Annotated in this window: 25 protein-coding genes; 12 read left to right on the top strand and 13 right to left on the bottom strand. The window is 68.3% G+C overall.

Annotation, left to right across the window (positions count from 1 at the left end; genetic code table 11):
* Nucleotides 1–359: 359 nt before the first annotated feature.
* The 4 genes from LFM09_RS13755 (at nucleotide 360) to LFM09_RS13770 (ending at nucleotide 5,144) form a co-directional block, all read left to right on the top strand.
* Nucleotides 360–977 (top strand): FABP family protein, encoded by a 618-nt coding sequence (locus tag LFM09_RS13755; RefSeq protein WP_414096935.1) that lies wholly within the window; start codon nucleotides 360–362, stop codon nucleotides 975–977.
* An 88-nt stretch (nucleotides 978–1,065) separates the two neighbouring features.
* The gene (gene pxpB, locus LFM09_RS13760) at nucleotides 1,066–1,653 is read left to right on the top strand and encodes a 5-oxoprolinase subunit PxpB (protein ID WP_414096790.1); all 588 of its coding nucleotides are present in this window, start codon (nucleotides 1,066–1,068) and stop codon (nucleotides 1,651–1,653) included.
* Nucleotides 1,650–2,501, top strand: coding sequence for a biotin-dependent carboxyltransferase family protein (locus tag LFM09_RS13765; RefSeq protein ID WP_414096791.1), 852 nt, complete (start codon nucleotides 1,650–1,652; stop codon nucleotides 2,499–2,501). The genes pxpB and LFM09_RS13765 overlap by 4 nt, the downstream gene beginning before the upstream one ends.
* A 123-nt stretch (nucleotides 2,502–2,624) precedes the next feature.
* The gene (locus tag LFM09_RS13770) at nucleotides 2,625–5,144 is read left to right on the top strand and encodes a glycosyl hydrolase family 18 protein (protein ID WP_414096792.1); all 2,520 of its coding nucleotides are present in this window, start codon (nucleotides 2,625–2,627) and stop codon (nucleotides 5,142–5,144) included.
* A gap of 1 nt (nucleotide 5,145) precedes the next feature.
* Here LFM09_RS13770 and LFM09_RS13775 read toward each other — a convergent pair whose 3' ends face one another.
* Complete coding sequence (locus LFM09_RS13775) at nucleotides 5,146–5,988, bottom strand: aminodeoxychorismate lyase (RefSeq protein WP_414096793.1); 843 nt, start codon at nucleotides 5,986–5,988, stop codon at nucleotides 5,146–5,148.
* A 72-nt stretch (nucleotides 5,989–6,060) separates the two neighbouring features.
* Here LFM09_RS13775 and LFM09_RS13780 point away from each other — a divergent pair, with 72 nt between their 5' ends.
* From LFM09_RS13780 to LFM09_RS13800, 5 genes are read left to right on the top strand one after another with little or no spacing between them, the layout of a single operon-like run.
* The gene (locus tag LFM09_RS13780; protein ID WP_414096936.1) at nucleotides 6,061–6,450 is read left to right on the top strand and encodes a Fur family transcriptional regulator; all 390 of its coding nucleotides are present in this window, start codon (nucleotides 6,061–6,063) and stop codon (nucleotides 6,448–6,450) included.
* Entirely contained in the window at nucleotides 6,447–7,508 is a 1,062-nt protein-coding gene (locus LFM09_RS13785; protein WP_414096794.1) for a YgfZ/GcvT domain-containing protein, read from the top strand. The genes LFM09_RS13780 and LFM09_RS13785 overlap by 4 nt, the downstream gene beginning before the upstream one ends.
* Before the next feature lie 18 nt (nucleotides 7,509–7,526).
* A complete protein-coding gene (locus tag LFM09_RS13790) occupies nucleotides 7,527–8,351 on the top strand; it encodes a 3-keto-5-aminohexanoate cleavage protein (protein ID WP_414096795.1) in 825 nt (274 codons plus the stop codon).
* A 60-nt stretch (nucleotides 8,352–8,411) separates the two neighbouring features.
* Nucleotides 8,412–8,981, top strand: a complete 570-nt coding sequence (locus LFM09_RS13795; protein ID WP_414096796.1) for an aerial mycelium formation protein — start codon at nucleotides 8,412–8,414, stop codon at nucleotides 8,979–8,981.
* Nucleotides 8,982–9,038: 57 nt separating this feature from the next.
* Nucleotides 9,039–10,220: an MFS transporter gene (locus tag LFM09_RS13800; protein ID WP_414096797.1), complete on the top strand. Its 1,182-nt coding sequence runs from the start codon at nucleotides 9,039–9,041 to the stop codon at nucleotides 10,218–10,220.
* Here the strand turns inward: LFM09_RS13800 and LFM09_RS13805 are convergent.
* Complete coding sequence (locus tag LFM09_RS13805) at nucleotides 10,163–11,023, bottom strand: hypothetical protein (RefSeq protein ID WP_414096798.1); 861 nt, start codon at nucleotides 11,021–11,023, stop codon at nucleotides 10,163–10,165. The genes LFM09_RS13800 and LFM09_RS13805 overlap by 58 nt on opposite strands.
* A gap of 173 nt (nucleotides 11,024–11,196) precedes the next feature.
* Between LFM09_RS13805 and LFM09_RS13810 the strand changes: the two genes are divergently transcribed.
* Nucleotides 11,197–11,385 carry a DUF3073 domain-containing protein gene (locus LFM09_RS13810; protein WP_414096799.1) on the top strand — a complete coding sequence of 63 codons (189 nt, stop codon included), beginning with the start codon at nucleotides 11,197–11,199 and terminating at the stop codon, nucleotides 11,383–11,385.
* A 72-nt stretch (nucleotides 11,386–11,457) separates the two neighbouring features.
* On the opposite strand, the gene LFM09_RS13815 is transcribed toward LFM09_RS13810, so the two are convergent.
* From LFM09_RS13815 to LFM09_RS13865, 11 genes are all read right to left on the bottom strand, one after another.
* Nucleotides 11,458–12,453: an NADH:flavin oxidoreductase/NADH oxidase gene (locus LFM09_RS13815; protein ID WP_414096800.1), complete on the bottom strand. Its 996-nt coding sequence runs from the start codon at nucleotides 12,451–12,453 to the stop codon at nucleotides 11,458–11,460.
* An 88-nt stretch (nucleotides 12,454–12,541) separates the two neighbouring features.
* Nucleotides 12,542–13,456 (bottom strand): pentapeptide repeat-containing protein, encoded by a 915-nt coding sequence (locus LFM09_RS13820; protein ID WP_414096801.1) that lies wholly within the window; start codon nucleotides 13,454–13,456, stop codon nucleotides 12,542–12,544.
* A gap of 52 nt (nucleotides 13,457–13,508) precedes the next feature.
* Nucleotides 13,509–15,362 carry a 3D-(3,5/4)-trihydroxycyclohexane-1,2-dione acylhydrolase (decyclizing) gene (gene iolD, locus LFM09_RS13825; protein WP_414096802.1) on the bottom strand — a complete coding sequence of 618 codons (1,854 nt, stop codon included), beginning with the start codon at nucleotides 15,360–15,362 and terminating at the stop codon, nucleotides 13,509–13,511.
* Nucleotides 15,359–16,246, bottom strand: a complete 888-nt coding sequence (iolB, locus tag LFM09_RS13830) for a 5-deoxy-glucuronate isomerase (protein WP_414096803.1) — start codon at nucleotides 16,244–16,246, stop codon at nucleotides 15,359–15,361. The genes iolD and iolB overlap by 4 nt, the downstream gene beginning before the upstream one ends.
* Nucleotides 16,243–17,148 (bottom strand): aldolase, encoded by a 906-nt coding sequence (locus LFM09_RS13835; protein ID WP_414096804.1) that lies wholly within the window; start codon nucleotides 17,146–17,148, stop codon nucleotides 16,243–16,245. The genes iolB and LFM09_RS13835 overlap by 4 nt, the downstream gene beginning before the upstream one ends.
* The gene (gene iolC, locus LFM09_RS13840; RefSeq protein WP_414096805.1) at nucleotides 17,145–18,077 is read right to left on the bottom strand and encodes a 5-dehydro-2-deoxygluconokinase; all 933 of its coding nucleotides are present in this window, start codon (nucleotides 18,075–18,077) and stop codon (nucleotides 17,145–17,147) included. Before iolC ends, LFM09_RS13835 begins: the two co-directional genes overlap by 4 nt.
* A complete protein-coding gene (locus LFM09_RS13845; protein ID WP_414096806.1) occupies nucleotides 18,074–18,844 on the bottom strand; it encodes an ATP-binding cassette domain-containing protein in 771 nt (256 codons plus the stop codon). The genes iolC and LFM09_RS13845 overlap by 4 nt, the downstream gene beginning before the upstream one ends.
* Entirely contained in the window at nucleotides 18,841–19,890 is a 1,050-nt protein-coding gene (locus LFM09_RS13850; RefSeq protein WP_414096807.1) for an ABC transporter permease, read from the bottom strand. The genes LFM09_RS13845 and LFM09_RS13850 overlap by 4 nt, the downstream gene beginning before the upstream one ends.
* Before the next feature lie 15 nt (nucleotides 19,891–19,905).
* Nucleotides 19,906–20,889, bottom strand: coding sequence for a sugar ABC transporter substrate-binding protein (locus LFM09_RS13855; RefSeq protein WP_414096808.1), 984 nt, complete (start codon nucleotides 20,887–20,889; stop codon nucleotides 19,906–19,908).
* A 14-nt stretch (nucleotides 20,890–20,903) separates the two neighbouring features.
* Complete coding sequence (locus LFM09_RS13860) at nucleotides 20,904–21,764, bottom strand: TIM barrel protein (RefSeq protein ID WP_414096809.1); 861 nt, start codon at nucleotides 21,762–21,764, stop codon at nucleotides 20,904–20,906.
* Nucleotides 21,765–21,766: 2 nt separating this feature from the next.
* A complete protein-coding gene (locus LFM09_RS13865) occupies nucleotides 21,767–22,762 on the bottom strand; it encodes a Gfo/Idh/MocA family oxidoreductase (protein WP_414096810.1) in 996 nt (331 codons plus the stop codon).
* A 133-nt stretch (nucleotides 22,763–22,895) separates the two neighbouring features.
* On the opposite strand from LFM09_RS13865, the gene LFM09_RS13870 reads away from it, so the two are divergent.
* Both LFM09_RS13870 and LFM09_RS13875 read left to right on the top strand, forming a co-directional pair.
* A complete protein-coding gene (locus tag LFM09_RS13870) occupies nucleotides 22,896–23,897 on the top strand; it encodes a LacI family DNA-binding transcriptional regulator (RefSeq protein WP_414096937.1) in 1,002 nt (333 codons plus the stop codon).
* A complete protein-coding gene (locus LFM09_RS13875) occupies nucleotides 23,894–25,390 on the top strand; it encodes a CoA-acylating methylmalonate-semialdehyde dehydrogenase (RefSeq protein ID WP_414096811.1) in 1,497 nt (498 codons plus the stop codon). The genes LFM09_RS13870 and LFM09_RS13875 overlap by 4 nt, the downstream gene beginning before the upstream one ends.
* The last annotated feature ends 248 nt before the right edge of the window (nucleotides 25,391–25,638 follow it).

The following is a 25,638-nucleotide window of genomic DNA, read 5'->3' on the forward strand; positions in this document are numbered from 1 at the left end:
GACAAGGCCCCGGCGGGACACACCGCCGGGGCCTTCGCACATCTTTGAACAGGACTCGCCGCCCGCAAGGCGACCACCCGCCCGGTCGCGTCCCTCAAGGCGACCATCCGCACGCAACGGGACCACCTACGGACAGCAAACCGCCGGCCGCCAACGCACCAGGGGGACTACCACGAAACCGGCGCGCCCACCGCAGGCGGCCCGTGTCATCCACCACCACAACCCTGCACGTCAACCCAGGAGAGATATCCTCCCCTCGTGGAACACATCTTCACCGGACTCCTGGTCCTAGTGACAATCGCGGTCATGTGGTTCGCGGGCTACGTGGTCTACCGCCTGTACTCCGACCAGCGATGACCATCCCGAGCAGCGGCGACGAGGCAATCCGTCTGGCCGAGGAACGAGCAGCCGCCACGCGAGAGCGCAACCTCCCGCAGTTCACCGACATGCCCATCCCGGGCGACACGGCGAACCTGCGCGAAGGCGCCAACCTCAACGACGCCCTCCTGGCGGTCCTCCCGCTCGTAGGCGTCTGGCGAGGCGAGGGCGAGATCGTCTACCCGACGATCGAGGGCCCGTTCCGCTACGGCCAGCAGATCACCTTCGCCCACGACGGCCGCCCGTTCCTCGTCTACGAGGCGAGGTCCTGGCTGCTCAACGAGGCCGGCGAGGTCATCCGGCCGGCAGCGAGAGAACAGGGCTTCTGGCGGCCCCAGCCCGACGACACCATCGAGCTGCTGCTCACCCACAACACGGGCATCGTCGAGCTGTACTACGGCAAGGTCCGCACCCAGACGTCCTGGGAGTTCGAGACCGACGCGGTCATCCGCACCGCCACCGCCAAGGACGTCCAGGCCTCCCAGCGCCTGTACGGCATCGTCAACAACGGCGACCTGGCCTACGTGGAGGAGCGCGCGATGGTCGGCCAGCCGCTGCAGCCCCACGCGTCCGCGCACCTCAAGCGCGTCGTCGGCTGAGTCGGCGCTGTACCGCCGCCTCTCGCGACACGAAACTCCGGGTCGTGGGATTGTTCAACAATCCCACGATTCCCCGTAGCATGTGCTCATGCTGCTCCGGCGCTGCGGAACCGATGCGCTCCTGGTCGAGGTCGACTCCCTGACCGAGGTAGCGGCCGTCCGCGCCGTCCTCCAGGGCCTCCCCGGCATCGAGGAACTGGTGCCGGCCGCCAGAACGGTGCTGGTGAAGGGCCCACTCCAGCAGGTCAGGGAGGCTCTCAAGGACGTCGACCTGACCAAGGCACCGAAGATCCACCCGCGCGAGATCACCATCCCGGTCGCCTACGACGGCCCTGACCTCGACCTCGTCGCGGAAACCGCGGGCATCACAAAAGACCAGGTCGTCGAGCTCCACACGACAGCCACCTACGAGGTCGCGTTCTGCGGCTTCGCTCCCGGCTTCGCCTACCTGACCGGCCTGCCGGCACCCCTCCAGCAGCCCAGACTCGACTCGCCGCGCACGAAGGTGCCAACCGGCAGCGTCGGCATCGCGGGTGAGTTCACCGCCGCCTACCCGAGAGCGACGCCGGGAGGCTGGCGGCTGATCGGCCGCACCGAGATCACCCTCTTCGACCCGAAGGCCGAGACCCCAGCACTGCTGCAGCCCGGCGACCAGGTCAGGTTCGTGATCGCGTGAAGCGCACCATCACCCTCCTCCGCACCGGCCCGCAGGCACTCGTCCAGGACCTCGGCCGCCCCGGCAACGCGCACCTGGGCGTGCCACCGTCGGGCGCACTCGACCAGGACTCGCTCAAGCTGGCCAACCGGCTCGTCGGCAACGACGAAACCGCCGCCGGGCTGGAACTCCTGCTGGGCGGCGCGGAGATCGTCGCCGACGCGTCCTGCACGGTCGCGGTGACCGGACCTCAGGTCGAGGTCTGGGTCGACGGCAGATCAGCCGACTCGCACCAGCCGCTGCACCTCGCCGAGGCCTCGACACTCAAGATCGGCACGCCGGACACCGGACTGCGCAGCTACCTCGCGGTCTCCGGCGGCATCGACGTGCCGCTGGAGCTCGGCAGCCGATCCACCGACCTGCTGTCCGGAATCGGTCCAGACCCGTTGCAGGACAACGATGTTCTGCCGCTCGGTACGCCGAACGTCCCAACCGGAGCGGATGTCGTGCCACCGCTGCGAGCGCTGCAAACGTTGGTCATCCCGATCCTGCTCGGCCCTCGGGACGACTGGTTCGAGGACGCGGAAACCCAGCTGCGGCAAGGATCTTGGACGGTTTCCGACCGCAGCAACCGCGTCGGCGCGCGACTTCAAGGCACGAAGCTGAATCGTCGTGACGGCGAGATTCCCAGCGAGGGCATGATCACCGGCTCGGTCCAGGTGCCGCCGGACGGGCAGCCCGTGGTCTTCCTGAACGATCATCCGACGACCGGCGGCTACCCGGTCATCGGCGTTGTCGACCGCGATCACCTGCGGTTTCTCGGTCAGGCGCGGCCGGGCACGAGCGTCAGGTTCCGCCCGATCAGCTGAGGACCAGCGCGTTGACGCAGTGGTCCAGACCAAAGTACCGTAACTGCCAGGCCGCCGCGGACCTCTACCAACCTGGAGTTCCGCATGCGCCGAATCCCTGCCCTACTAGCGATTTTGGTCGCTGTGCTCGCACTGGTGGTCCCTGCACAGGCCGCCACGGGCATCACCGCGACCTTCTCCCGCACCGGTACGAGCGGCAAGTTCGTCGTCGCCAACACGGGCACGACCGCGCTCAACGGGTGGTCGATCAAGTTCGACCTGCCCGCCGGTGTCACGGTCAGCAACGCCCAGAACGCGACGACCACCCAGAACGGCACGAGAGTGACGCTCACTCCGGCCTTCTACATCAACAACCTCCCGCCTGGGCGCAACACCGAGCCCTACAGCCCGACGTTCACGTTGAGCGCGGCCGCCGACCCGACCGCCTGCACGATCAACAACATGGCCTGCGACGGCAGTGGTGACCCCGCGCCGGCACCGACCGGCGTCACGGCCGACTACTCGGTCGCCGGTGGCACGGCGAAGTTCATCGTGCGCAACCACACCACCGCGGCCATCGCCGACTGGTCGATCGTCTTCACGCTGCCCAGCGGAGTGACGGTCAGCAACGGCCAGAACGGCACCGTCAGCCAGAGCGGCAACCAGGTCACGGTGACGCCTGCCCACTACAACAAGTCAGTCGCGGCAGGCGGCAGCACCGAGCCCTACAGCCCGACGTTCTCCATCAGTCAGAACGTCGAGCCGGTGACGTGCCGCATCAACAACGCCAACTGCAGCGGCGCCCCGGACACTCCACCAAGCGCCCCAACGGGTCTGGCCTCGCCGACCAAGACCACGCGCACGGTGACCCTGCAGTGGAACGCCTCCACCGCGGGTTCGCTGCCGATCGCCGGCTACGACGTCTACAACGGCTCAGCGCTGGCCGGCAGCTCCACCACGACGTCCACGATCATCACCGGCCTGAACCCGAACACCGCCTACTCGTTCACGGTGCGGGCCAAGGACACGAAGGGCACCCAGAGCGCTCCGAGCGGGGCCCTGAGCGTCACGACGAACAACCCGGCGAACGACACGACGGCGCCGACCACACCGACCAACCTGCGCGCGACCGCCAAGGACGCGGGCAGCATCACGTTGGCGTGGAACGCATCCACCGACAACAGCGGCGTCGCGAACTACGACGTCCACGTGGGTGGCACGGTCAGGCAGACGGTCAGCGGCACCACCGCCGTCGTGTCAGGCCTCGCACCGTCCACGAGCTACACGTTCACCGTGCGGGCGCGCGACACGTACGACAACCTGTCCGCGCACAGCACCGCGCTGACCGAACGGACGGGTGACATCGTCGCCGGTCACGCGAAGGTCGGCTACTTCGTGCAGTGGGGCATCTACGGCCGTCAGTACTTCGTGCGCAACCTCGACACGTCGGGCTCGGCCGCCAAGCTCACGCACCTCAACTACGCCTTCGCCAACATCGACCCGGTCAACCTCACGTGTCTGCAGGGCGTCACGAAGGGCACCACGCCGAACCCGCAGGACCCGAACCAGGGCGACGGCGCCGGTGACGCGGAAGCCGACTACAGCAGGCCGTTCGCAGCCGGGCAGTCCGTCGACGGCGTCGCCGACACGGGCTGGGAACCGTTGCGCGGCAACTTCAACCAGCTCAAGAAGCTCAAGGCCAAGCACCCGCACCTCAAGATCCTGATCTCGCTGGGCGGGTGGACCTACTCGAAGTACTTCTCGCCGGCCGCGGCCACCGACGCGTCGCGCAAGAAGTTCGTCCAGTCCTGCATCGACATCTACATCAAGGGCAACCTGCCGACCTACAACAGCGCGGGCGGACCGGGCAGTGCCGCCGGCATCTTCGACGGCATCGACCTCGACTGGGAGTGGCCCGGTGCGGAAGGCCACGCGGGCAACATCGTCAGCCCCAACGACAAGGTGAACAACTCGCTGCTGATCGAGGAGTTCCGCCGCCAGCTCGACGCACTCGGTGCGACCACGGGCAAGCGCTACCAGCTGACCGCGTTCACGCCGGCCGACCCGGCGAAGATGGACGCGGGCTGGGAGCTCAACCGGGTCGCGCAGTCCCTGGACATCTTCAACGTCCAGGGTTACGACTTCCACGGCGCGGGCAGCGACAACTCGTGGGAGCCGAACCGGACCGGCCACCAGGCCAACAACTACACCGACGTGGACGACCCGTACTCGTTCCACTTCAGCAACGAGATCGCGATCCAGAAGTACCTCGACGCCGGAGTGAGTCCGCGCAAGCTCACCATCGGACTCGCCTTCTACGGCCGCGGCTGGCAGAACGTCACCGCGGGCGGGAAGAACGGGGAATGGCAGGCCGCCGGTGGAGCCGCACCTGGCCAGTTCGCGGAGGAGGCCGGCACGCGCGGGTACTCGAACCTGATCGCGTCGGTCCCGAACTGCACGATCTACCACGACACCCAGGCCGTTGCGACGTACTGCTACCAGGGCAACGGCGGGCAGTGGTGGTCGTTCGACGACACGTGGTCGATCCAGCAGAAGACCGCGTGGGTGCGCAGCAAGGGCATGCTGGGCGCGATGATCTGGGAGATGTCCGGTGACACGGGCAACGGCACTCTGATGAGCGCCGTCGCCACGGGTCTGCCGTAACTCAGTACTCGGACTCGTACAGGCCCTGCAGCTCCGTCAGCAGGGCCGACGAGTCGGGCAGCTGCTTGCCGTCCAGCGTGTTGACCCGCGTGATCTTGCGGACGCTGGACGCGAGGAACACTCCCTCGGCGTCGTAGAGCTCGCCGGTCTGGATCGGCTCCACGAGCACGGTCCAGCCGGCGCGCTCGGCGGCGCGGAACAACGCGTACTGCGTGGTGCCGGGCAGGATGCCGAGCTTCGACGGCGGCGTCACGAGCGTCTTGCCGCGCACCAGGATCACGGTCGAGGTCGGGCCCTCCAGCACGGAACCGTCCGACGTCGTGAAGATGACCTCGGCGGCACCGCGGCGCTCGGCCTCGCGGATGGCGGCCATGTTGATCGCGTACGACAGCGACTTGGCGCCCAGCAGCAGCCACGGCGCGCGGTCGGCCAGGTCGGCGTCGATACCGCGGTCCAGCGTCACGGCGGAAAGGCCCTCTGCGCGCTGCTTGAGCACCTTCGCGCCGATCTCCATACCGAGCGCGAACCCGGTGCCCGTGCCGTCGCCGCCCTCGATGCCGCGGGTGTAGACGAGCTTGAGGGCGAACTCCGTGCCGCCGGCCCAGTTGCCGATGACGAGCTCGACCGCGCGCTCGAACTCCGCACGCGGCGGCGCGGGCATGTCGAGCATGGCCGCGGACCGGTCCAGCCGGTCCAGGTGCGGCGTGAGTTCGCGGGGCTTCCCGTCGACCACGAGGATCGTTTCGAACACGCCATCGCCGCGCATCAGTCCGAGGTCGTCGACGCGGATCTGCGGCGAGTCGGGGTCAGCGAGGGTTCCGTCGAGCAGTGCCAGCACGCGCATACGTCCGAGCCTACTAACATCGGTGGTGTGGAGACCGCAAGAGGCCTGCGCAAAACGCTGCACGACCGCGGCATGCGGATGACGCCGCAGCGTCAGCTCGTGCTGGACGCGGTCAGGTCGCTCGGGCATTCGACGCCCGAGCAGATCTGCCAGCGCGTCCAGGAGACCGCGCCGACGGTCAACATCACCACGATCTACCGCACGCTCGACCTGCTCGACCGGCTCGGCTTGGTTCGGCACACGCACCTCGGCCACGGTGCGCCGAACTACTCGGTCGACGACCACCAGCACGTGCACCTCGTGTGCCACGTCTGCGGACGGATCGACGAGATCCCGTGTGAGCTTCTCGACCCGCTGGTCGGAACATTGCGGGAACGCGACGGGTTTGAACTCGATGCAAGCCATCTCGCGCTGTCCGGCACTTGCCGTGACTGTTTGAAGCAGGAGCAGGAGACCGAGTGACCCTCCCCGGAGCCGTCCCGCCGCCCGACGATTCCACCGACGCAGGCGTTGCCTGGCACTACGGCGACCCGTTCGCCGAGCAACGTTCGGCAGCTCGTTCCGTCGTTGTCGTGGACCGCTCGAACCGGGGTGTCATCGCGATCCCCGGCGAGGACCGGCTCAAGTGGCTGCACCAGCTCACGAGCCAGCACTTCGAGCAGCTGGGCGAGGGTGCCGCGACCGAGGCGCTGATCCTCGACGCGCAGGGCCGGCTGGAGCACCACATGGTCGTCGCGAACGTCGGCGGCACGGTGTTCCTGGACGTCGAGAAGGTCGACGACCTGCTGAAGTACCTGCAGAAGATGGTCTTCTGGTCGAAGGTCGAGCCGCGCGACGCCACGGGCGAGTTCGCGCTCCTGTCGATCATCGGACCGGACGCGGTCGCGCTGCTGGAGAAGCTGGACCTCCCGGTGCCCGCTGATGTCACCGCGCTCGGCGAGGGCTTCGTGCGCCGGACCTCGTGGCCTGGTCAGAGCTCGTTCGACCTGCTGGTGCCGCGCGCCTCCCTGGCCGAGTGGTGGCACCGGATCACAGACGCCGGCGCACGCCCGGCGGGCAGCTTCGCGTTCGAGGCGCTGCGGGTCGAGTCACTGCGGGCGCGCCAGGGCGTCGACACCGACGAGCGCACGATCCCGCACGAGGTCAACCTGATCGACCCGGCCGTGCACCTGAACAAGGGCTGCTACCGGGGTCAGGAGACGGTCGCCAAGGTCCACAACGTGGGCCGTCCGCCGCGCCGGATGCTCCTACTCCACCTGGATGGTTCTGCGGACGCGCAGCCGGAGACCGGTGACCCGGTGACGCTGGACGGCCGCGTGGTCGGCCGGGTGGGCAGTGTGGTGTTGCACCACGAGCTGGGCCCGATCGCGTTGGCGCTGGTCAAGCGGTCTGTGTCGGTCGAGTCCGAGCTGGTCGCGGGTGCTCCCGAACGGGAAGTTCAGGCGCGAATCGACCCGGACTCCGTACCGCCGGACACCCCTGGTCTCGGCAGGGAAGCTGTTCGCAACCTGCGGGGCTGAGCCCTAGAGTTCCGGGACATGTCCCAGGGCACGCTGATCACGGTCGCTCCCACCGGAGCGGAACACGCGAAAGCCGACGTCCCGCAGCTTCCAGTGACCCTGGAAGAGCTGGTCTCGACGGCGCAGAGCTGCGAGCAGGTCGGCGCGGCGATGATCCACGTCCACATCCGTGGCGCGGACACCAAGCCGTCGCTGGACCTCGGTCTTCTCAAAGCCACCGTCGAGGCTCTTCGCGAGCAGACCAACCTCGTCGTCCAGCTGTCGACCGGCGGATCCGTGCACGACCCGGAGGAGAACCGGCTGCGCGTGCTCGAAGCGATGCCGGACTCGGCGTCCTGCACGATGGGCACTGTCAACTTCGGCGACGACGTGTTCATGAACCGCTGGGAGTTCATCGTCGCGCTGCACAAGGGCATGCAGGAACGCGGCATCGTGCCGGAGTACGAGATCTTCGACATCGGCCAGCTCGCGTCGTTGAAGCGCCTGCTGGACCAGCACGGCCTGCCCGCGGGCGGTCACGTGCACGTCGACTTCGTGATGGGAGTGCCCGGCGGCATGCCCGGCGACTCCGCGACGCTGGTCGCCGCAGTCAACGCTCTGCCAGACGGGGCAACCTTTTCCGCCACCGGGATCGGCAGGACCACGCTGCCGGTGATGTTCACCGCACTGGGTGCGGGTGGGCACCTCCGAGTGGGTATGGAAGACACGATCAGCTACTCGCGAGGCGTGCCCGTTCGGGACAACGCACAGCTCGTGGCCCGTGCGGCAGGTCTCGCGAAGATCGCTCAGCGACCGGCCTTGTCGCCCGATGAGGCGCGCAAGCTGCTGGGCGTGCACATTTGAGACAAGTTTGGTGCATGGGATGTGTTGGCGGGTGAGGAGGATCTACCGCAGGATGGACACGTGATCGAGGTGCGTCCTGGCGGGCGCCGCCGAATCGACCGGGTGCTCGCCCCCGACTACACGGAGGGCGTCGAGCAGCGCCCGCTCGTCGAGGTGCGCGAACTCCGCGACGAGGCAGCGCAGGAAGAGACCGACCTGTCCTACCTGCGGCGGCTTCTGCACGCGCGGATCGACATCGTGCGCGCGGAACAGGAGCGTCGCAGCTCCGGCGGCTCGGCGGTGGTGGAGCAGCTGGCCACGATCCTGTCGACCAATGCCGTTGGTCCGGCAACTGGTCTAGGCCGGTATCAAACCCATGAGCCGTCACGTGCTGATGCGCACCAACGGCACGTCGAGGCGCTCATCTCCGACGTGGACCTCTCCGACGTGAGCTCGTTGGCCGACGCCCGCCTCGGCGAGGTGCTGGAGACGTTCATCTCCGAAGAGGCGTCGGTGTCGGTGCGGCGGCGCGAGGTGCAGGTGGTCGTCGACAAGCTCAACGCCGAGATCGCGTCGCGCTACCAGCGCGGCAGTGCGTCGGTGGACGAGCTGCTGGCGGCCGAGCGCGGGCATCACCGGCGCAAGAGCTGACTCCCAGCATCTGGGACGGTCGTTCCACTTTCTGAGCAGCGGACCTAGCGTGCCCCCATGGGGTATCGCTGGGTCGTGCTGTCCATCGGCGCTTTGGCGCAGGGCACGAACGCGGCCATCTTCCTCGGCCTGCCCGCGATCAGCCCGCAGCTCCAGCAGCACTTCTCCTTGACGTTGCCCCAGGTGGGGCTACTTCTCGGTGCCGTCAATCTCGGCACGATGATCGCTCTCGTGCCGTGGGGAGTCGTCGCGGACAAACGCGGCGAACGGCTCGTGATGACCATCGGCGGCCTTGGTGCGGCCGCCTGCCTGCTGTCGGTGGCGCTGGGCAACGCCTGGATCGCCGGTCTCGCGTTGCTGGGCGCCGGGCTCTTCGGGGCCAGCGTCAACGCGGCCAGCGGCCGGGCGGTGATGTCGTGGTTCAGCAGCGGATCACGTGGCTTCGCGATGGGGGTCCGGCAGACGGCGACCCCGCTCGGTGCCGCGCTCACCGCGGCCGTGCTGCCCGGGATCGCGATCTCGGCAGGGGTGCCCACGGCGTTCGTCGCACTGGCCGGCGTGACGGCGTTCGTGGCGCTCGCGGTGGCCTTGCTGGTGCGGGAACCTCCCGGCGCGATCCGAGCGGGCTCGGACCACGGGCTGGTGCTCAAGGACCCCAGGTTGCTGCGGCTGTCGCTCGCCAGCGGGCTGCTCGTGGTGCCCCAGTTCACCGCCACCGCGCTGCTGGTGCCCCTCCTGCACGAGCACCGCGGCATGAGCGTGACAGCGGCCGCGGCCGTGTTCGGTGTCGCGCAGGCACTCGGCGGGGCCGGACGACTGGCGGTCGGCGTGTGGTCGGACCGGGTGCGCAGCCGGATCGGGCCGTTGAAGATCGTCTCGATGATCACCGCGAGCGGGTTCGTGCTGGTGGCCGTGCTGGATCAGGCGCCGTTGCCGGTGCTGGTGGCGGTGCTGGTGCCGGCGAGCGCGTTCGCGCTGTGCTGGAACGGCCTGGCGGTCACCGAGGCCGGCGAGCTCGCGCCGGACGGCCGCAGCGCCACCGCGATCGCCATGCAGAACTCGGCGAACTACCTCAGCGCCGCCCTGACGCCGTTCGTCGCGAGCTTCGTGGCCGTCTACGTGGCGTGGCCTGCGGCGATGGTGCTGGCAGCGGTGGCCGCCGTGGCCGCGCGGGTGCTGCTTCAGCCGTGGCGTTCCCTGCGGGCCAGCTCGCCCCAGAACTCGCGAAGCGTCTCGTAGCGCAACGCCACCTCCTCGGCGTCACCCGTTTCGAGCGCGTCGACGATGGCGTTGACGTCGGCCGCCGAGGTGTCCTCCAGCAGGTCCTTGTCCTCGAGGAGCTGGACCAGGCCGCCGTAGTCGAGCTCGACGGCGGAGTGCGGGTGGAAGTGCTCCAGCCAGCGCCCGGTGTCGGCGAGGATCTTGGCCGGTCCGTCCTCGCCCAGCGCGTTCTTGACGACCTTCAACGCCCGTGCGACACGCCGGCGTGCGTCCGCCATCGCCACCCGCCACGAGACCTGGCGCTCCGGGTCGTCCTGGGCGCTCGCCAGCACCACGCGGCGCTGGGCCGGGTCGACCATGGAGAACCACGGCAGCGGCACCGTCCAGGTCGTGGAGATCACGTGGACCGCTCCGGCCGAGAGTTCGGCCATCACGGCCGAGGCCCGCGATCGGACCGTTTCCGGGGCGAGGTTCAGCGCCGCGTCCTGCAGGACCGGCGGAGAAGAGGCCAGGAAGCCCACCAGAGCCGCCGCGGAGCGCGCCCGGAGGTCGAGAGGGCAGACAAGAGGTCCCGCACCGACACGCGCCGCTTCAGACGTGGGCACCTCGGCCGGACTGATCGTCATGACGTCGAAGGACTCGCCCGGCAGGAGCTTTTTGGCCAACTGTGATCGCAACCACAGTTCCCGTTCGCGCTCTCCTACCTCCGCGCGGGGCACAGGGCCTGTTTCCAGGGCTTTTCTGACCTTGTCCGCTAGCGGTGCGTCCAAGACCGATAACGGTTCGTACACCCGTAGGTAGGCGACGAACGGTCTGGGCACCTGTGCATCCTTCCACGCGAGGGCGGCCGCGAGATTTGGCGGTACGTGTCACGCCTACCGCGTCGCGAGGAACCCCATCGGCACGGTACGGTAGTTACCAGGAACTAGTTGTCGAGACGAGTGGGGCCGCCGTTCCCCCGGCCGCCCCCGTCCCTGTGCGAGGGGGTCGAGCCATGGGGCGCGGCCGAGCGAAGGCCAAGCAGACGAAGGTCGCCAGGGAGCTCAAGTACAGCTCTCATGAGACCGACTTCGCTGCTCTGCAGCGCGAGCTGTCTGGTGGCGAAATGCCGTCGAACGGGAGTGGTGGTGGCGATGAGCCACACGACGACCCGTACGACGATTATGACGACTACCGTCGCTGAATTCAGCCTTCGGGGTTCAAGGGTTGGGCAACCGGTCTTCCGGCGCCCAGCCCTTGAACTCTGAGGGCTCTTTCAGAACGCCCTGGCGTACTGCCGCGGCGCCTTGACCTCCACACCCAGCTCCTGAGCCGCGCGCAGCGGCCAGTACGGGTCGCGGAGCATCTCGCGCGCAAGCAGCACCAGGTCAGCGGCACCGTCGAGCAACACCTGTTCGGCCTGCTTCGCCTCGGTGATCAGGCCGACCGCACCCGTGGGCACATCTGCCTTGCGTCGCACCGCCTCGGCGAGCGGCACCTGGTAGCCGGGCCCGATCGGGATTTCCGCCTGCGCGGTGTTGCCACCGCTGGACACGTCGATCAGGTCCGCACCCGCGGCCTTGAGCGCCTGTGCCAGCACAACGCTGTCGTCGGCAGTCCAGCCGTCGTCAACCCAGTCGGTGCCGGAGATCCTCACGATCACCGGCACGTCCGAGCCGACCGCTGCCCTCACGGCCGCGGTGACCTCGACGGGGACGGCGATGCGTTCCTCGATGCTGCCCTCGTTCGTGAGCGGCGAGTAGAACTCGTGGAGCAGGTAGCCGTGCGCCGCGTGGATCTCCAGGACCTCGAACCCGGCTTCGATCGCTTTCAGGGCGCCCTCGACGAACGCCTTGACGATGCCTGCGTGGCTTTCGAGCTTCTCCGGCGTGTTCAGGCCGGGGAACGGCTCGGTGGTCGGCGCGACCGGGACCCAGTCACCGAACGCCTTGCGGCCGGCGTGCGCGAGCTGGATGCCGGGGATGGCGCCGTGCTCCTTGATGAACCTGGTGATCCGCTTCCAGGCCTCGACCTGCTCGTCGTTCCAGATGCCGACGTCCTGCGCGGAGATCCGGCCGCGCGGCTCGACCGCCGTGGCCTCGGCGATCACCAGGCCGGCACCGCCGACTGCCCTGCTGCCGAGGTGCACCAGGTGCCAGTCGGTCGGCACACCGTCCTCCGCTGTCACCGAGTACTGGCACATCGGGCTCACCGCGATGCGGTTGGGCAGGGTGACCGAGCGCAGTTGCAGCGGGGTGAAGAGCAAGCTCACGGGAAGCTCCCTTGAACGGTTCGTAGGCCTACGAACCGTTCAAGGACCCGCTGTCAGCGTGTTGTTCCCAACGGTGGGGTTGTCTCAGTCACTGGACGATCACGCCGCGTTGACGGAGGGCTTCCGGGGTGAGTTCCGGCGGCCAGATGGTCTCGGCGTCGGCGTGCGCGCCGCGGAGGTCCGCGCCCTGCAGATCGGCCCCTCGAAGGTCCGCACCTTCGAGGTACACGTTGCGAAGCGAGGAGTTCCGGAGGCTCGCGTTCCTCAGGCTGGCCTTCCGGAGGTCGGTGGCTTCGAGGTCGCAGCCGTCCATCCGGGTTCCCCGCAGCCTTGCGCGAGCGAGGTTGGACCGCCGGATGACCGCTCCGGTGAGCCGCGCGTCCTCCAGTTGGACACTGCGCAGGTCGGCGTACGACAAGAGCAGAGGAGGAGCGTCGCGTGCCATCGGCAGCCGGGAGAGGATGGTCACGGCGGCTTGGACGTCAGGGGCACGCAGGCGCAACCACTGCAGGTTTCCGTCGACGGTCGGTGTCGGGTGCTCCGGACCTTTGGGCGACCCGACCGCCCAGGGCGACTTGTTGCGCAGGAAGTTGCCCATGGTGACCTGGACGAACCGGCGGTCCTGTGGCGAGTCCTTCGCGATCCGCTCCAGCACGTAAAGCCCACCGATCCGGACGTCCCGGTTCTTGTTGGCCAGGTGCTCGACCGCGCGGCTGAACCGGTCGGTGATCTGCCCGTCTCTGTTGACCTGAACCTGACGCCAGGTCGCCGCAGCGCCGGCCACGACCAGCAACCCGCCGAAGAACTGCAGCAGCGAGGAACGCAGGTTGCTCTGCAACTGCCCCTGCTGGACCACGACCCTGGACTGAGGTTCGGTCACGTGTCCGAGGTCGATACCGGGCGCCAGCGGATACACCATCAGCGGGACGAACACGACCACGCCGAGCGCGATCAGGCCACCGGCAACGCCAGCCGCCCCGAGCCACGCGGTCCGCCGCGCCATGGTCGGCAATCCTGACTCACGACCTCGGCGCGGCGGTATCCGCTGTTGGAGTTCAGCTCAGGTAGCGGACCTGCCTGGCCTTGCCTTCGAGCACTTCCTCCCGGGCTGCCGCGATCTCCTGCCGGTGCGAGGTCTCCGGCACGCCGACCTCCCACCAAGCCCCGGCCTCCGTCCACGACGACGGGTGCGTGCGGATCACGACGACAGCCGGGCGTTTCTCGCTGACCGCCACTTCGCGGGCCTTGCGGTAGGCGCCTTCGAGGTCACCCAGAGAGTCCACGGGGAACACCGCGCAACCCAACGCGGCGGCGTGACCTGCGAAGTCCGTCCGTGGCGGTTCGGAGTGGCCGGTCGTGCAGTCGGCGTAGAGGTTGTTGAAGCCCGCGCCGCCCTGGCCCGTTTGCAGGCGGTGGATCACCGCGTAGCCGTCGTTGTCGCAGACGACCGCCACGAAGCCGTGGCCGGCGAAGGAGGCGGAGAAGAGTTCGGAGTTCAGCATCAGGTACGAGCCGTCGCCCAGCAGGGTGGTGACGACGCCCTCGGTGTGGGCGATGGCGGCGCCCCAGGCACCGGCCAGTTCGTAGCCCATGCAGGAGAAGCCGTATTCGACGTCCATTGTGGACTCACCCTTGGCCCGCCAGCCGCCGATCAGCTCACCTGGCAGGCCGCCGGATGCCGTCATCACGTAGTCCGTTGGGCCGCTGACGTCGTTCACGACGCCGACGACCTGGGCGTAGGTGGGCAGACCGGCGGAAGGTCGGCGCAGCGAAGTGATGTGGTGGTCCCACTTCGCTCGCTCGGTCAGGGCTTGGCGGGCCCAGTCGGCCGGGGCCTGCCAGGAGCCGAGCACGTCGGTCAGTTCGCGCAGGCCCTCGTCGGCGTCGGCCACCAGGGCGAACGAACCGTGCTTCACGGCGTCGAAGCGGGCCGCGTTGAGCGACACCAGGTGGACGTCGGGGGAGAAGACGGTCCAGGACGCGGTGGTGAAGTCCTGCAGGCGGGTGCCCACCGCGATGACCAGGTCGGCCTCACCGGCCAGGACGTTCGCCGACGTCGAACCCGTGATGCCGAGCGGGCCGGCGTGCAGCGGGTGGTCGTGTGGGACCAACGTGCGGCCCGCGGTGGTCTCCGCGACAGGGATGCCGTGCTGTTCGGCGAACCGCAGAGCGCGGCCGGCGGCACCGGAGTAGCGGACGCCGCCGCCCAGGACCAGCAAAGGCCGTGAAGCGCCACGGATCGCACGCGCGGCTTCGGCCAGGGCCTGCAGGTCGGGGCGTTGGCGCAGCGGGCGGTGGACCACCGGCTCGAACAACGCGGAGGGGAAGTCGTAGGACTCGGCCTGGACGTCCTGCGGGAGCGCCAGCACCACGGGACCGCAGTCGGCCGGGTCGGTCAGGACGCGCGCCACCTGCGGCAGCGTCGACAAGAGCTGCTCGGGGCGAGTGATGCGGTCGAAGTAGCGGCTGACCGCGCGGAAGGCGTCGTTGACCGTTGTGGTCGGGTCGTGGAAGTGCTCGACCTGTTGCAGCACGGGGTCGGGGGCGCGGCCGGTGAAGGTGTCGCCGGGCAGAAGCAGCAGGGGCAGGCGGTTGGCGTGGGCGACGCCGGCCGCGGTGACCATGTTCAGGGCGCCGGGGCCGATCGACGACGTGGCGACGCCCACCTGGCGGCGGTGGGTGGCCTTGCCGATGCCGACTGCGGCCAGGGCCATGCCCTGTTCGTTGTGGCCGCGCCAGACCGGCATGCGGTCGCGGGCTTCTTCCAGGGCGTTGCCCAGGCCGAGCACGTTGCCGTGGCCGAAGATCGCGAACACGCCGGGGAACAGCGGGGCCTGCGAGCCGTCGAGCAGTTCGGTGCGCTGGGCGAGCATCCAGCGGACGAGTGCCTGTGCGGTCGTGAGTTTCACTTGACCCGTCCTTCAGAAGTCGTCACGGGACAGCGCGGATCGAGCTCCTGGTCGGCCCAGCTGTCGCGGACCCAGGTGTGCGCCGGGTCGTCGCAGAACGCCATCGAGCGCTCATCACCGGGACCGGCAAGAACATTGAGGTAGTACATGGGATATCCCGGCGCCGCGACGCACGGGCCGTGGTAGCCGCGCGGGATCAGGAACACGTCGCCGTCGCGCACGGTCACGTCTTCGTCGATCGTGCCGTCGTCGGTGTACGTGCGGTGGAAACCGAAGCCGACCCGCGAAGGCGTCACGCCATCCCTGTCCGCGATCCGGAAGTAGTAGATCTCTTCGTTCTCGACCTCACACGGCTCGGAGGAGTCGTGCTTGTGCGGCGGGTACGAGGACCAGTTGCCGTCGGGGGTGATCAGCTCGCACGCGTTGAGCTTGTCCGCGTGGTCCCACACGCCTGGCACGCCGAAGTTGGTGACCTGCCGGGTGGCGTTTCCAGAGCCGCGAACCTCGACCGGAACCCCGTCCGCGGGGCCGTACTTCGGCGCCAGGCGATTCTCACAGCGCGCCATCGGCAGAGCGACCTCACATCCGTCCTCAGAGGACAGAACGACCGAAGCGTCCCGTGGCACGTAAGCGAAGTCCGTGACACGGGTGAACACCGAGTCACGACCCTGGAGCTCGAACCTGAGGTCGTCGACCTCGACCGTCAGAGATCCGGCCAGCGGCAGCACGAACGCCTCGAACTCACCGGTCTCGATCGTGTGCACCCAACCGGCCTCGATCCGCAGCACGCGCAACCCGGTGTAGGTCCAACCCGCGTCCTCCGGCATGAGGTGAACGACCTCGGCGGCGGTCGAGAGCGTCCCGTGTGGACGGTGCAGGGTCATACCGTGATCCCCTTCGCGGTACGCAGGATTTCGGCGGCGGCGGCAACGGCGGCGGCGACGTCGCCGTCCGGCGGGTAGAGCAGCGCGCGGCCGACGACCAGGCCGCGCACGGTCGGGTGGCGCAGCGAGCGGCCCCACGACGCGAGGTCGTCCTCGGGATTCGCCGAAGGCACGCCACCGAGCACCAAAGCGGGCAACGCGGTGGTGTCCAGCACGACATCCGGCTCGCCCGGCGCGGGCAGTTTCAGCCAGGTGTACGCGGAGGTCGCACCGAGCCCGGCAGCAACGGCCGAGGCGCGCGAAAGGGCCGCGGAATCCTTCTGCAGCACCAGCTTGTCGTTGTGATCACGCTTGTACGGCAACGGTTCGACCATCGCCATCAGGCCGTGCTCCGCGAGTTCGGTGACGGCCCGCGCACAGCCTTCCAGCGTGGGAATCGTGCCGGGGTCCGAGTCGACCAGGCGCAGCAGCATCTTGCCGCCGTCCAGCCCGAACGACGCGATGGACGACGCGTCGTAGGCGGTGAACCTGTCGTCGATCTCCCAGTCCGCACCGGCCAGGCCGCCGCGGTTCATCGAGCCGATGACCACGCGCTCGTTCAGGCCGTCGAGCAACAGCAGATCCTCGATCACGTCCGGTGTACCGAGCACGCCGTCGACCGCGGGATTCGCCAGCGCTGTCAGCAACCGGTCGAGCAGCGACCGCCGATCGGCCATCGCCAGCGGGTCGCCGCCGACACCCAGGGCACCACGCGCCGGGTGGTCCGCCGCGACCAGGAACAGCGTGGACTTGCCGTTCAGCAACGAGTTGCGCCGCTTGCGCGCCTGGTAGGCCCGCCTGATCGAGCCGGGGTCCTCCGCCCGCCGCCACAGCAGTTCGCGCCACTGCCCATCGGTGATCACAGCAGCTCCTCGATCTCTTTCTGATCCGGCATCGCGTCCGCGCAGGCCAGCCGCGACGCCACGATCGCGCCGGCCGCGTTGGCGTAGCGGGCGATCTTCACCGGGTCCCAGCCCGACAACAGGCCGTGCACCAACGACCCGCCGAACGCATCGCCGGCACCGAGCCCGCACACGACCTCCACGAGGTTCGGCTCGACCGTCCAGCGGCCCTCGGGCGTGGCCACGAGAACGCCCTCGGCACCCTTCTTGACCAGCGCCAACGAGATGCCGCGAGCCAGCAGCCGATCAGCGGCGAGATCCGGATCGGACGTGCCGACAGCGACCTCGCACTCGGTCCGGTTGCCCACGGCGACCGTCACGTGGTCGAGCATCCAGCTGATCTCGGCGCGTGCGGTCTCGACGTCCGGCCAGAACATCGGCCGGTAGTCCAGGTCCAGCACGGTGTGCCCGTGCCGCGCCCGGCTCGCCAACATCATCCGTTGACTGGTACGGGCAGGTTCAGCGGAAACGCCGGTGCCGGTGACCCACAACAGCGGCACGTCCCGCACGACGTCCCACGGCACGTCGTCCTCGGACAAAGTCAGATCCGGCGCGATCGGCAGCCGGTAGAACAGCAACGGCGGGTCCGCCGGCGGGTTGAGCTCGCAGAACACCACCGGTGTCAGCAGATCCCGCGAGGTGCCGACGTGCTTCGACGACACCCCGAACCCTTCCAGCGCCTCACGAACGTAGGTGCCGAAGCCGTCCGGACCGACCTTCGTCAGCACACCCGCACGACGGCCGAGCCGCGCGGCGGCGACCGCGACGTTGGTCGCGGTCCCGCCGAGCGACTTGGCGAAGGTGCTGACCTGAGCCAGCGGCACCCCGGACTGCTCCGGGTAGAGGTCGACCCCGACCCGGCCGACGGTCAGCACTTCCAGAGAGGTCACGCCTCGACACCCCGCAGCTCGTGCTCCAGCGCTTCCAGTTCGGCACCGCCGGCCATCTGCCGCGTCAGCTCCCCGATGTCGATCTCGTTCTTCTCGTAGCTGCCCAACGCACGACCGCGCTTGAGCAGCAGGAACCGGTTGCCGACCGGGTAGGCGTGGTGCGGGTTGTGGGTGATCAGCACGACGCCGAGGCCGCGATCACGCGCCTGGGCCACGTACTTCAACACCACACCGGCCTGCTTCACGCCCAACGCCGCCGTCGGTTCGTCCAGGATCAGCACCTTGGCGCCGAAGTACACCGCGCGGGCGATGGCGACGCACTGCCGTTCACCACCCGACAGCGTGCCGACCGGCTGTTCCACGTCCCGCAGGTCGATGCCCATGTCGGACAACGCCTTCTTGGTGATCTCCCGGCCCTTGCGCCGGTCCAGGAATCCAAAGCGAGTCGTCGGCTCGGAGCCCAGGAAGAAGTTGCGCCACACCGACATCAGCGGCACGACCGCGAGGTCCTGGTACACGGTCGCGATGCCGTGGTCCAGGGCCTCGCGCGGCGACGAGAACTTGATCTCGTTGCCCTCGACCTTGAACGAGCCCTGGTCGTGCTGATGGACTCCGGCCAGGATCTTGATCAGGGTCGACTTGCCGGCACCGTTGTCGCCGAGCACGCAGGTGACCTCACCGGCGTTGACCACAGTGGACACATCGCTCAGGGCGATGACGCTGCCGTAGGTCTTGCCGATGTTCTCGGTCTCGATGAGCGCTGTCATCGCTTCACCCTTTCCGCCCGACGGCGAAGCATGTTGTTCACCAGCACGGCGGCCAGCAGCATCACGCCGAGGAACAGCTGGAACCAGTCGCTGTTCCAACCGGCGTAGACGATGCCCTGCCGCGCCATGCCGAAGATCAGCGCGCCGATCGCCGCGCCCACCGCGGAACCGAAGCCACCGGTCAGCAGACAGCCGCCGATGACCGCCGCGATGATGTACTGGAACTCCAGGCCGATGCCCTGGTTCGCCTGCACGCTCGCGTAGCGCAGGATGTTGATCGAGCCGACCAGCCACGCCGCGAACGCCGTGGTCATGAACAGCAGGATCTTCGACCGCACGACCGGCACACCGACCGCACGCGAACTCTGCGCGGCACCGCCGATCGCGAAGATCCAGTTACCGAACTTCGTGCGCACCAAGATGGTCGACGCGATGACGGTGAACAGGACCCACCAGATGATCGACACGTAGAAGCTGGTGCCGCCGATCTGGAACGTCGACGCGAACAGGAACCCGGCCGACTCGTAGCCGGCGGTCTCCCGCATGCCCGACACCTGCACGCTGCCGGTCACCAGCCGCGTGACGCCGAGGTTGAGGCCCTGCAACGCGAGGAAACTGCCCAGCGTCACGATGAAGCTCGGCAAGCCCGTGCGCATCACGAGCCAGCCGTTCAACGCGCCCACCGACAACGCGAAGGCGAGCGACACCAACAGGGCCAGCCAGACGTTGAGACCCAGCTGAGTGGCGAGGAGAGCCGTGACGAGCGCCGTGGACGCGGTCATGACACCGGCGGACAGGTCGAACTCGCCGCCGATCATGAGCAGCGCCACCGCGACCGCCATGATGCCGAGCATGGAGGCGTCGTCCAGCCAGGTGGCGGCACCGCCCAGGCTCAGGAACTGCTCGGTGACCACGGAGAAGAACAGGAACACGAGCAGTGCGCCGAGCATGGCGCCGATCTCCGGTCGCACGACCAGCTGGTCTAGCAACCTCGGCTTGCTGAGCCGTTCGTCGGCAGCCGGTGGAGCTTTGGCCGTCACGGTCATCTCCCCGCCTCCTCCTTACCTCTTGCCGTTCTTGGCGTACTCCGCGACCTTGTCCACATTGGACTTGTCGACGAAGCCGGGACCGGTCAGGACGGGCTTGCCACCACCGAGGGTGTTGGCGTTGTCGCGGAAGAGCTTCAGCATCACGATCGGCAGGTAGCCCTGCTGGTACTGCTGCTGGTCGACCGCGAAGAGGACCTCACCGGACTTGATCGCGTTGACCACGTCGGCGTTCAGGTCGAACGTCGCGACCTGGGCCTTCGAGCTCGCACCCTTGGCCGCGGTGGACGCGTTCACGGCGACCTGCGGGTTCAGCGCGAGCACGCCGTCGACGGCGGTGTCGGACTGCAGCTTGGCCTTGATGCGGGCCTCGACGTCGGTCGGGTTGGAGATGTCGACCTGCAGGTTCTCCACCGGGCCGCCGAAACCGGTGCGGGCACCGTCGCAGCGCTGGTTGAGGCCCGTGTTGCCGGCCTCGTGGATCACGCACAGCAGCTTGGTCTTGCCGGCGGCCTTGAGCTTCTTGCCGGCTTCCTCACCGGCGATCGACTCCTCCTGGCCCACGTGCGCCATGGCGCCGAACTCGGCGCTCTTGCCGCCGCCGGAGTTGATCGTGATGACCGGGATGCCGGCCTTCACCGCGTTCTCGATGGACGTCTTCAACGCGTCCGGGTTCGCCATCGACACCACGATGCCGCCGACCTTCTGCGACACGGCGTTGTCGATCAGCTTCGCCTGGGCGCCGGGGTCGCCGTCGGAGTTGTAGGTGACGCCGACGCCGAGCTGCTTGCCCGCGTCCTCCGCACCGACCTTCACCACGCTCCAGAACGCGTCACCCGCGGTGCCGTGCGTGATCACCGCGACCTTGAGGTCACCGGTGGCCGGAGCGCTGTTGTTCTGCGTGTTCTGGCTGTTCGTACCAGTGGGACCGCTACAGGCGGCGAGTAGAGCAACACCGGCGAGAGCAACGCCCGCACGGATGACCAAGCGAGACTTCATCGTCTCCAGTCCCTTCAGAGGATCTTTCCGAGGTGCGCGAGGCTGCGCGCGGTGTCCTTCAGTGGCTTGTCCACAGGACTTCCATCCTTGAGCTGCGTGTCCTGCTCAAGCACGAACCATCCGGTGTAGCCCGCCTCTTGAACGAGCTTCACCAGCGCTTCCACGTCCACGTCGCCGTCCCCGAGCGGCACGTAGATGCCCTGTTCCACGGCATCGGTGTAACTGAGCTCGCCGCTGCGCACCTTCGCCGCGATCTCGTCACGCACGTCCTTGAGGTGCACGTGACCGATCCGGTCCGGGTAGCGGCGCGCCAGCTCGACCGGGTCCGTGCCACCGATGAGGAGGTGGCCGGTGTCCAGGCAGAGCTGGAGATCGGAGTCCGCGAGGAACCGTTCGACCTCGGCCTCCCGCTCGACGTGGGTGCCCACGTGCGGGTGCAGCACGGTCTTGAGCCCGTGCTTGGCGGCGATCTCACGGATCTTCGCGCAGGTGTCGACGAGGGTGTTCCACTCGTCGTCACTGAGCTGAGGGGTCTCGTCGTAGCCGTCCAGACCCGTCGCGGCGGCGAGCACGAGCACCTCGGCACCGCCTGCCTTCAGGATCGCGGCCACGCGGTCGGCTTCGTCCAGAGTGGACTGCACGTCCGTGTGCAGGGGGACGGCCAGGAAGCCGCCGACCAGCGTCAGTTCGAACTCGCTGAGCAGCGCCTTCAACGCGCCGGGGTCGGCGGGCAGGTAGTCGGGCGGGCCGAGCTCGGTGGCCACGAGGCCGAGCTCGTGCATCTCGTTCAGGACCGTCGTGCTGGGCAGGACGTTGCCCCAGCCGGGAACCTCGCACACGCCCCAGGAGATCGGTGCCCCAGCGATCTTCGCCATGCCTAGTTCCCCTCGATCTTCACCGGTGCGCCGGTGCGGCGCGACTGCTCACACGCTTCAGCCAGGCGGAGGCTGATCAAACTCTCCCGCGCCGGTGACGGGTTCGCGACCTCGCCCTTGATGACCTGCGTGAACAGGTTCATCTCGTTCACGTACGCGCGGTGGAAGCGCTCCGGGAAACCGGGGTAGGCGTCCGGTCCGGCCACGTGGCCGCCGGGCTCCAGCGAGTTCAGCGGGGTGCGCGCGTCGACGCCGGCGACCAGGGAGTCCTTGCTGCCCAGCACCTCGATGCGGTGGTCGTAGCCGACCGGGTCGTGCCGGCCGCCGGCCAACGTGGCGTGCGCGCCGCCCGCGAACTTCAGCATCACGACCGCGTTGTCCACGTCGTCGGCGTCCGCAAACGCTTGATGCACCAGGACCGAGCCACTCGCGTAGACCTCGACGACCGGCTCGCCGACCAGCCACGGCACGCAGTCCAGGTCGTGGATCAGCAGGTCGCGGAAGATACCGCCGGACGCGGGCAGGTAGGAGAAGTCGGGCGGGTTGGCGTCGTTGCCGACCGCCCTGACCAGGTAGATGTCGCCGACCTCGCCCGCACGGATGCGGCGGTTCAGCTCGTAGATGGCCGGGTCGAAGCGGCGCTGGAAGCCGACGAGGACCTCCACGCCGGACTTCTCGACGTCCTCGACCAGCGCGGTCATCTCGGCGAGGTCGCTCGCGATCGGCTTCTCGCACAGCGTGGGGACACCCTTGCCGATCGCGGCGCGGAGCATCTCGGGGTGGGTGTTCGTCGGGGTGGCGAGCAGGACGCCGTCGACGCTGCCGAGCAGCGTGTCGAGGTCGTCGACCGCGGTTGTTCCCTTGAGCTCCGCCGACGCCTGCGCTGCCCTGCCGGGCACCGGGTCGAAGAGAAGCACCTCGTCGACTCGATCCAGTGCGGCGAGGTTGGTCGCATGCATGGTGCCGATCCTGCCGACACCTGCTACTCCGATCCGCATCGCAGGTTTCCCCTGTTCGTGGCTGTGATGTGTTAGAGCGCTCTATTGGTTGGAGCGCTCTAATGCTGTAGCTTCAGTCACACGGGTGTCAAGGGTGGGTTTCCTGCTCGTGACGGAGGGGAGGTGGTTCCAGGTGGTCAGGCCGACGATGGAAGACGTCGCTCTGCGCGCGGGCGTGTCCCGCGCACTGGTGTCACTGGTCATGCGCAACTCACCCAAGGTGAGCGAGGCGCGACGCACTGCTGTTCTGAAGGCCGCGGAGGAGCTGGGGTACTCACCGCACGCGATGGCCAGGTCGTTGGCTTCACGCACTTCGACCGTGCTCGGCGTGATGGTGTCCGACCTGCACAACGCCTTCTTCGCGGAGGTCGTGGACGGCATCGACGAGGTGGCGCGCGAGCAGGGGTTCGACATCATCATCAACACCGGCGGCCGCTCGCCCGCCCGTGAGCGCCGCGCGCTGGAGTCGCTGCAGTCCTTCCGCCCCGCCGGGTTGATTCTGCTGTCGCCTGTCGTTCCCGCCACCGCCATCGGCAAAGCCGCGGAACAGCTTCCGATCGTGCTCGTCGCCCGGTCGTCGCGCGTGTCCACTGTGGACACGGTCAACGACGACGGCGAGCAGGGTGCGCGGCTGGCGATCGACCACCTGGTGTCGTTGGGGCACAAGCGCATCGCCCATTTAGACGGCGGTGAAGGCACTCAGGCCGGGCCTCGTCGGCGCGGCTACGTCACGGCCATGGAAGCGCACGGGCTGCAACCGCAGATCGTTTCCTCCGAGTACACCGATGTGGCCGGCGCGCGGGCGATCCGTTCGTTGATCGCTGATGACGCCCTGCCCACGGCCATCCTGTCCTGCAACGACTTCAACGCCGTCGGCGCTATTTCAGCTTTGGAAGACGCCGGGTTGCGCGTTCCTGAGGACGTTTCCGTTGTGGGGTACGACAACACGTCACTGGCGGCTCTTCGCCACGTTTCGCTCACCACGATCGACCAGCCCCGTGCCGAGTTCGGCCGGTTGGCCGCGGTCGCCCTGCTGCAACGGGTCCGCGAAGAGCGCACCGAACCCGTGCGCCATCTCCTCAACCCCTCTCTCGTAGTTCGCAACACGACAGCTCCCCCAGGAGGACCGCGTTGAGCACCACCATCCCCCACTGGATCGACGGCGCCCGCACCACGGGGGTGTCGTCCCGCACGTCCGACGTCTTCAACCCCGCGACCGGGGAGGTTGCGGCACAGGTCGTGCTGGCCGAGCAGGCAGACGTCGACCTGGCGGTGTCCTCGTCGTTGAAGGCCGCGCAGTCCTGGTCCGAGTCCTCGCTGTCGACGCGTTCACGGATCCTGTTCGCCTATCGCCACCTGCTGCACGAGGCACGCGCCGAGCTGGCGGAGATCATCACGTCCGAGCACGGCAAGGTGCTCTCCGACGCCGCCGGTGAGGTGCAGCGCGGCCTTGAGGTCGTCGAGTTCGCCTGTGGCATCCCGCAGCTCTTGAAGGGCGAGCACTCCGAGCAGGTCTCGCGCGGCGTCGACGCGTACTCGCTGCGCCAGCCGCTGGGCGTGGTCGCGGGCATCACGCCGTTCAACTTCCCGGTGATGGTGCCGATGTGGATGTTCCCCATCGCCATCGCGACCGGGAACACCTTCGTGCTGAAGCCTTCCGAGCGCGACCCTTCGGCTTCCGTGCGGCTCGCCGAGCTCTTCCAGGAGGCCGGGCTTCCCGACGGCGTGCTGAACGTCCTGCAGGGCGACGCCTTCGCGGTCAACGCCCTGCTCGACCACCCGGACGTCTCGGCGGCGTCGTTCGTCGGCTCGACCCCGATCGCGCGGCACGTCTACTCGCGCGGCACCGCGGCCGGGAAGCGCGTGCAGGCGTTGGGCGGCGCGAAGAACCACATGGTCGTGCTGCCGGACGCCGACCTCGACGTTGCCGCCGACGCCGCCGTTTCCGCCGGTTATGGGTCTGCCGGCGAGCGCTGCATGGCGATCTCGGTGGTCGTCGCCGTCGGTGAGACCGGTGACGAGCTGGTGTCGAAGATCGCTGACCGCACCCGAGACCTGCACCCGTCCGTGCTGCCCGGCACCGATCCATCAGCTCAGATGGGCCCGCTGGTCACCGGTGTGCACCGGGACAAGGTTCGGTCCTATGTGGATGCCGGTGAGGCGGCCGGTGCGTCGTTGGTCGTCGACGGACGTGGCTATGCGCCGGAAGGTGCGGAGAACGGCTTCTGGCTCGCGCCGACGCTGTTCGACCACGTCACGAAGGACATGACGATCTACACCGACGAGATCTTCGGCCCGGTGCTGTCGGTCGTCCGCGCCGACACGTTCGAGGACGCGCTGGAGCTGGTGAACAGCAACCAGTACGGCAACGGCACCGCGATCTACACCGGCGACGGCCTGGCCGCCCGCGAGTACCAGCGACGCGTGCACGTCGGGATGGTCGGCATCAACGTGCCGATCCCTGTGCCGATGGCCTACTACTCGTTCGGTGGCTGGAAGGACTCGTTGTTCGGCGACACGCACGTGCACGGCGCCGAGGGCGTGAGGTTCTACACGCGGGCCAAGGCGATCACGGCGCGGTGGCCGCAGCAGCACGGCGTCAACCTGGGCTTCCCGACCCACGGCTGATCTGTTCGGCCCAACGGCCGCTCTGTCCGCATTTCAGCGAACAGGGCGGCCATTTCCATTTGGTACGAACCAATCAGAGGTCGAACAACTCGCTGATCTGCCCGAACGAACTAAGCGAACGATTGTCCTGCTGAAATTTCCACAGTTCGCCGATCATGGAATATCCAGGCGCAGATCGTCGACTCGACATAGACGCTGGACACGGCGGTAGTATCCGCGTTCACAGTCGAACACACTCTCTTTCTCGC

The sequence above is a fragment of the Lentzea alba genome, from assembly GCF_047445655.1.
Classification (GTDB): Bacteria; Actinomycetota; Actinomycetes; order Mycobacteriales; family Pseudonocardiaceae; genus Lentzea; species Lentzea alba_A.

Bases quoted from the DNA above. Each gene is read 5' to 3' on its own strand.
- pxpB (WP_414096790.1), top strand. From the start codon at position 1,066: ATGCTGCTCCGGCGCTGCGGAACCGATGCGCTCCTGGTCGAGGTCGAC.
- LFM09_RS13775 (WP_414096793.1), bottom strand. From the start codon at position 5,988: ATGCGCGTGCTGGCACTGCTCGACGGAACCCTCGCTGACCCCGACTCG.
- LFM09_RS13780 (WP_414096936.1), top strand. From the start codon at position 6,061: ATGCGGATGACGCCGCAGCGTCAGCTCGTGCTGGACGCGGTCAGGTCG.
- LFM09_RS13790 (WP_414096795.1), top strand. From the start codon at position 7,527: ATGTCCCAGGGCACGCTGATCACGGTCGCTCCCACCGGAGCGGAACAC.
- LFM09_RS13800 (WP_414096797.1), top strand. From the start codon at position 9,039: ATGGGGTATCGCTGGGTCGTGCTGTCCATCGGCGCTTTGGCGCAGGGC.
- LFM09_RS13810 (WP_414096799.1), top strand. From the start codon at position 11,197: ATGGGGCGCGGCCGAGCGAAGGCCAAGCAGACGAAGGTCGCCAGGGAG.
- LFM09_RS13820 (WP_414096801.1), bottom strand. From the start codon at position 13,456: ATGGCGCGGCGGACCGCGTGGCTCGGGGCGGCTGGCGTTGCCGGTGGC.
- iolB (WP_414096803.1), bottom strand. From the start codon at position 16,246: ATGACCCTGCACCGTCCACACGGGACGCTCTCGACCGCCGCCGAGGTC.
- LFM09_RS13845 (WP_414096806.1), bottom strand. From the start codon at position 18,844: ATGACAGCGCTCATCGAGACCGAGAACATCGGCAAGACCTACGGCAGC.
- LFM09_RS13850 (WP_414096807.1), bottom strand. From the start codon at position 19,890: ATGACCGTGACGGCCAAAGCTCCACCGGCTGCCGACGAACGGCTCAGC.
- LFM09_RS13855 (WP_414096808.1), bottom strand. From the start codon at position 20,889: ATGAAGTCTCGCTTGGTCATCCGTGCGGGCGTTGCTCTCGCCGGTGTT.
- LFM09_RS13860 (WP_414096809.1), bottom strand. From the start codon at position 21,764: ATGGCGAAGATCGCTGGGGCACCGATCTCCTGGGGCGTGTGCGAGGTT.
- LFM09_RS13865 (WP_414096810.1), bottom strand. From the start codon at position 22,762: ATGCGGATCGGAGTAGCAGGTGTCGGCAGGATCGGCACCATGCATGCG.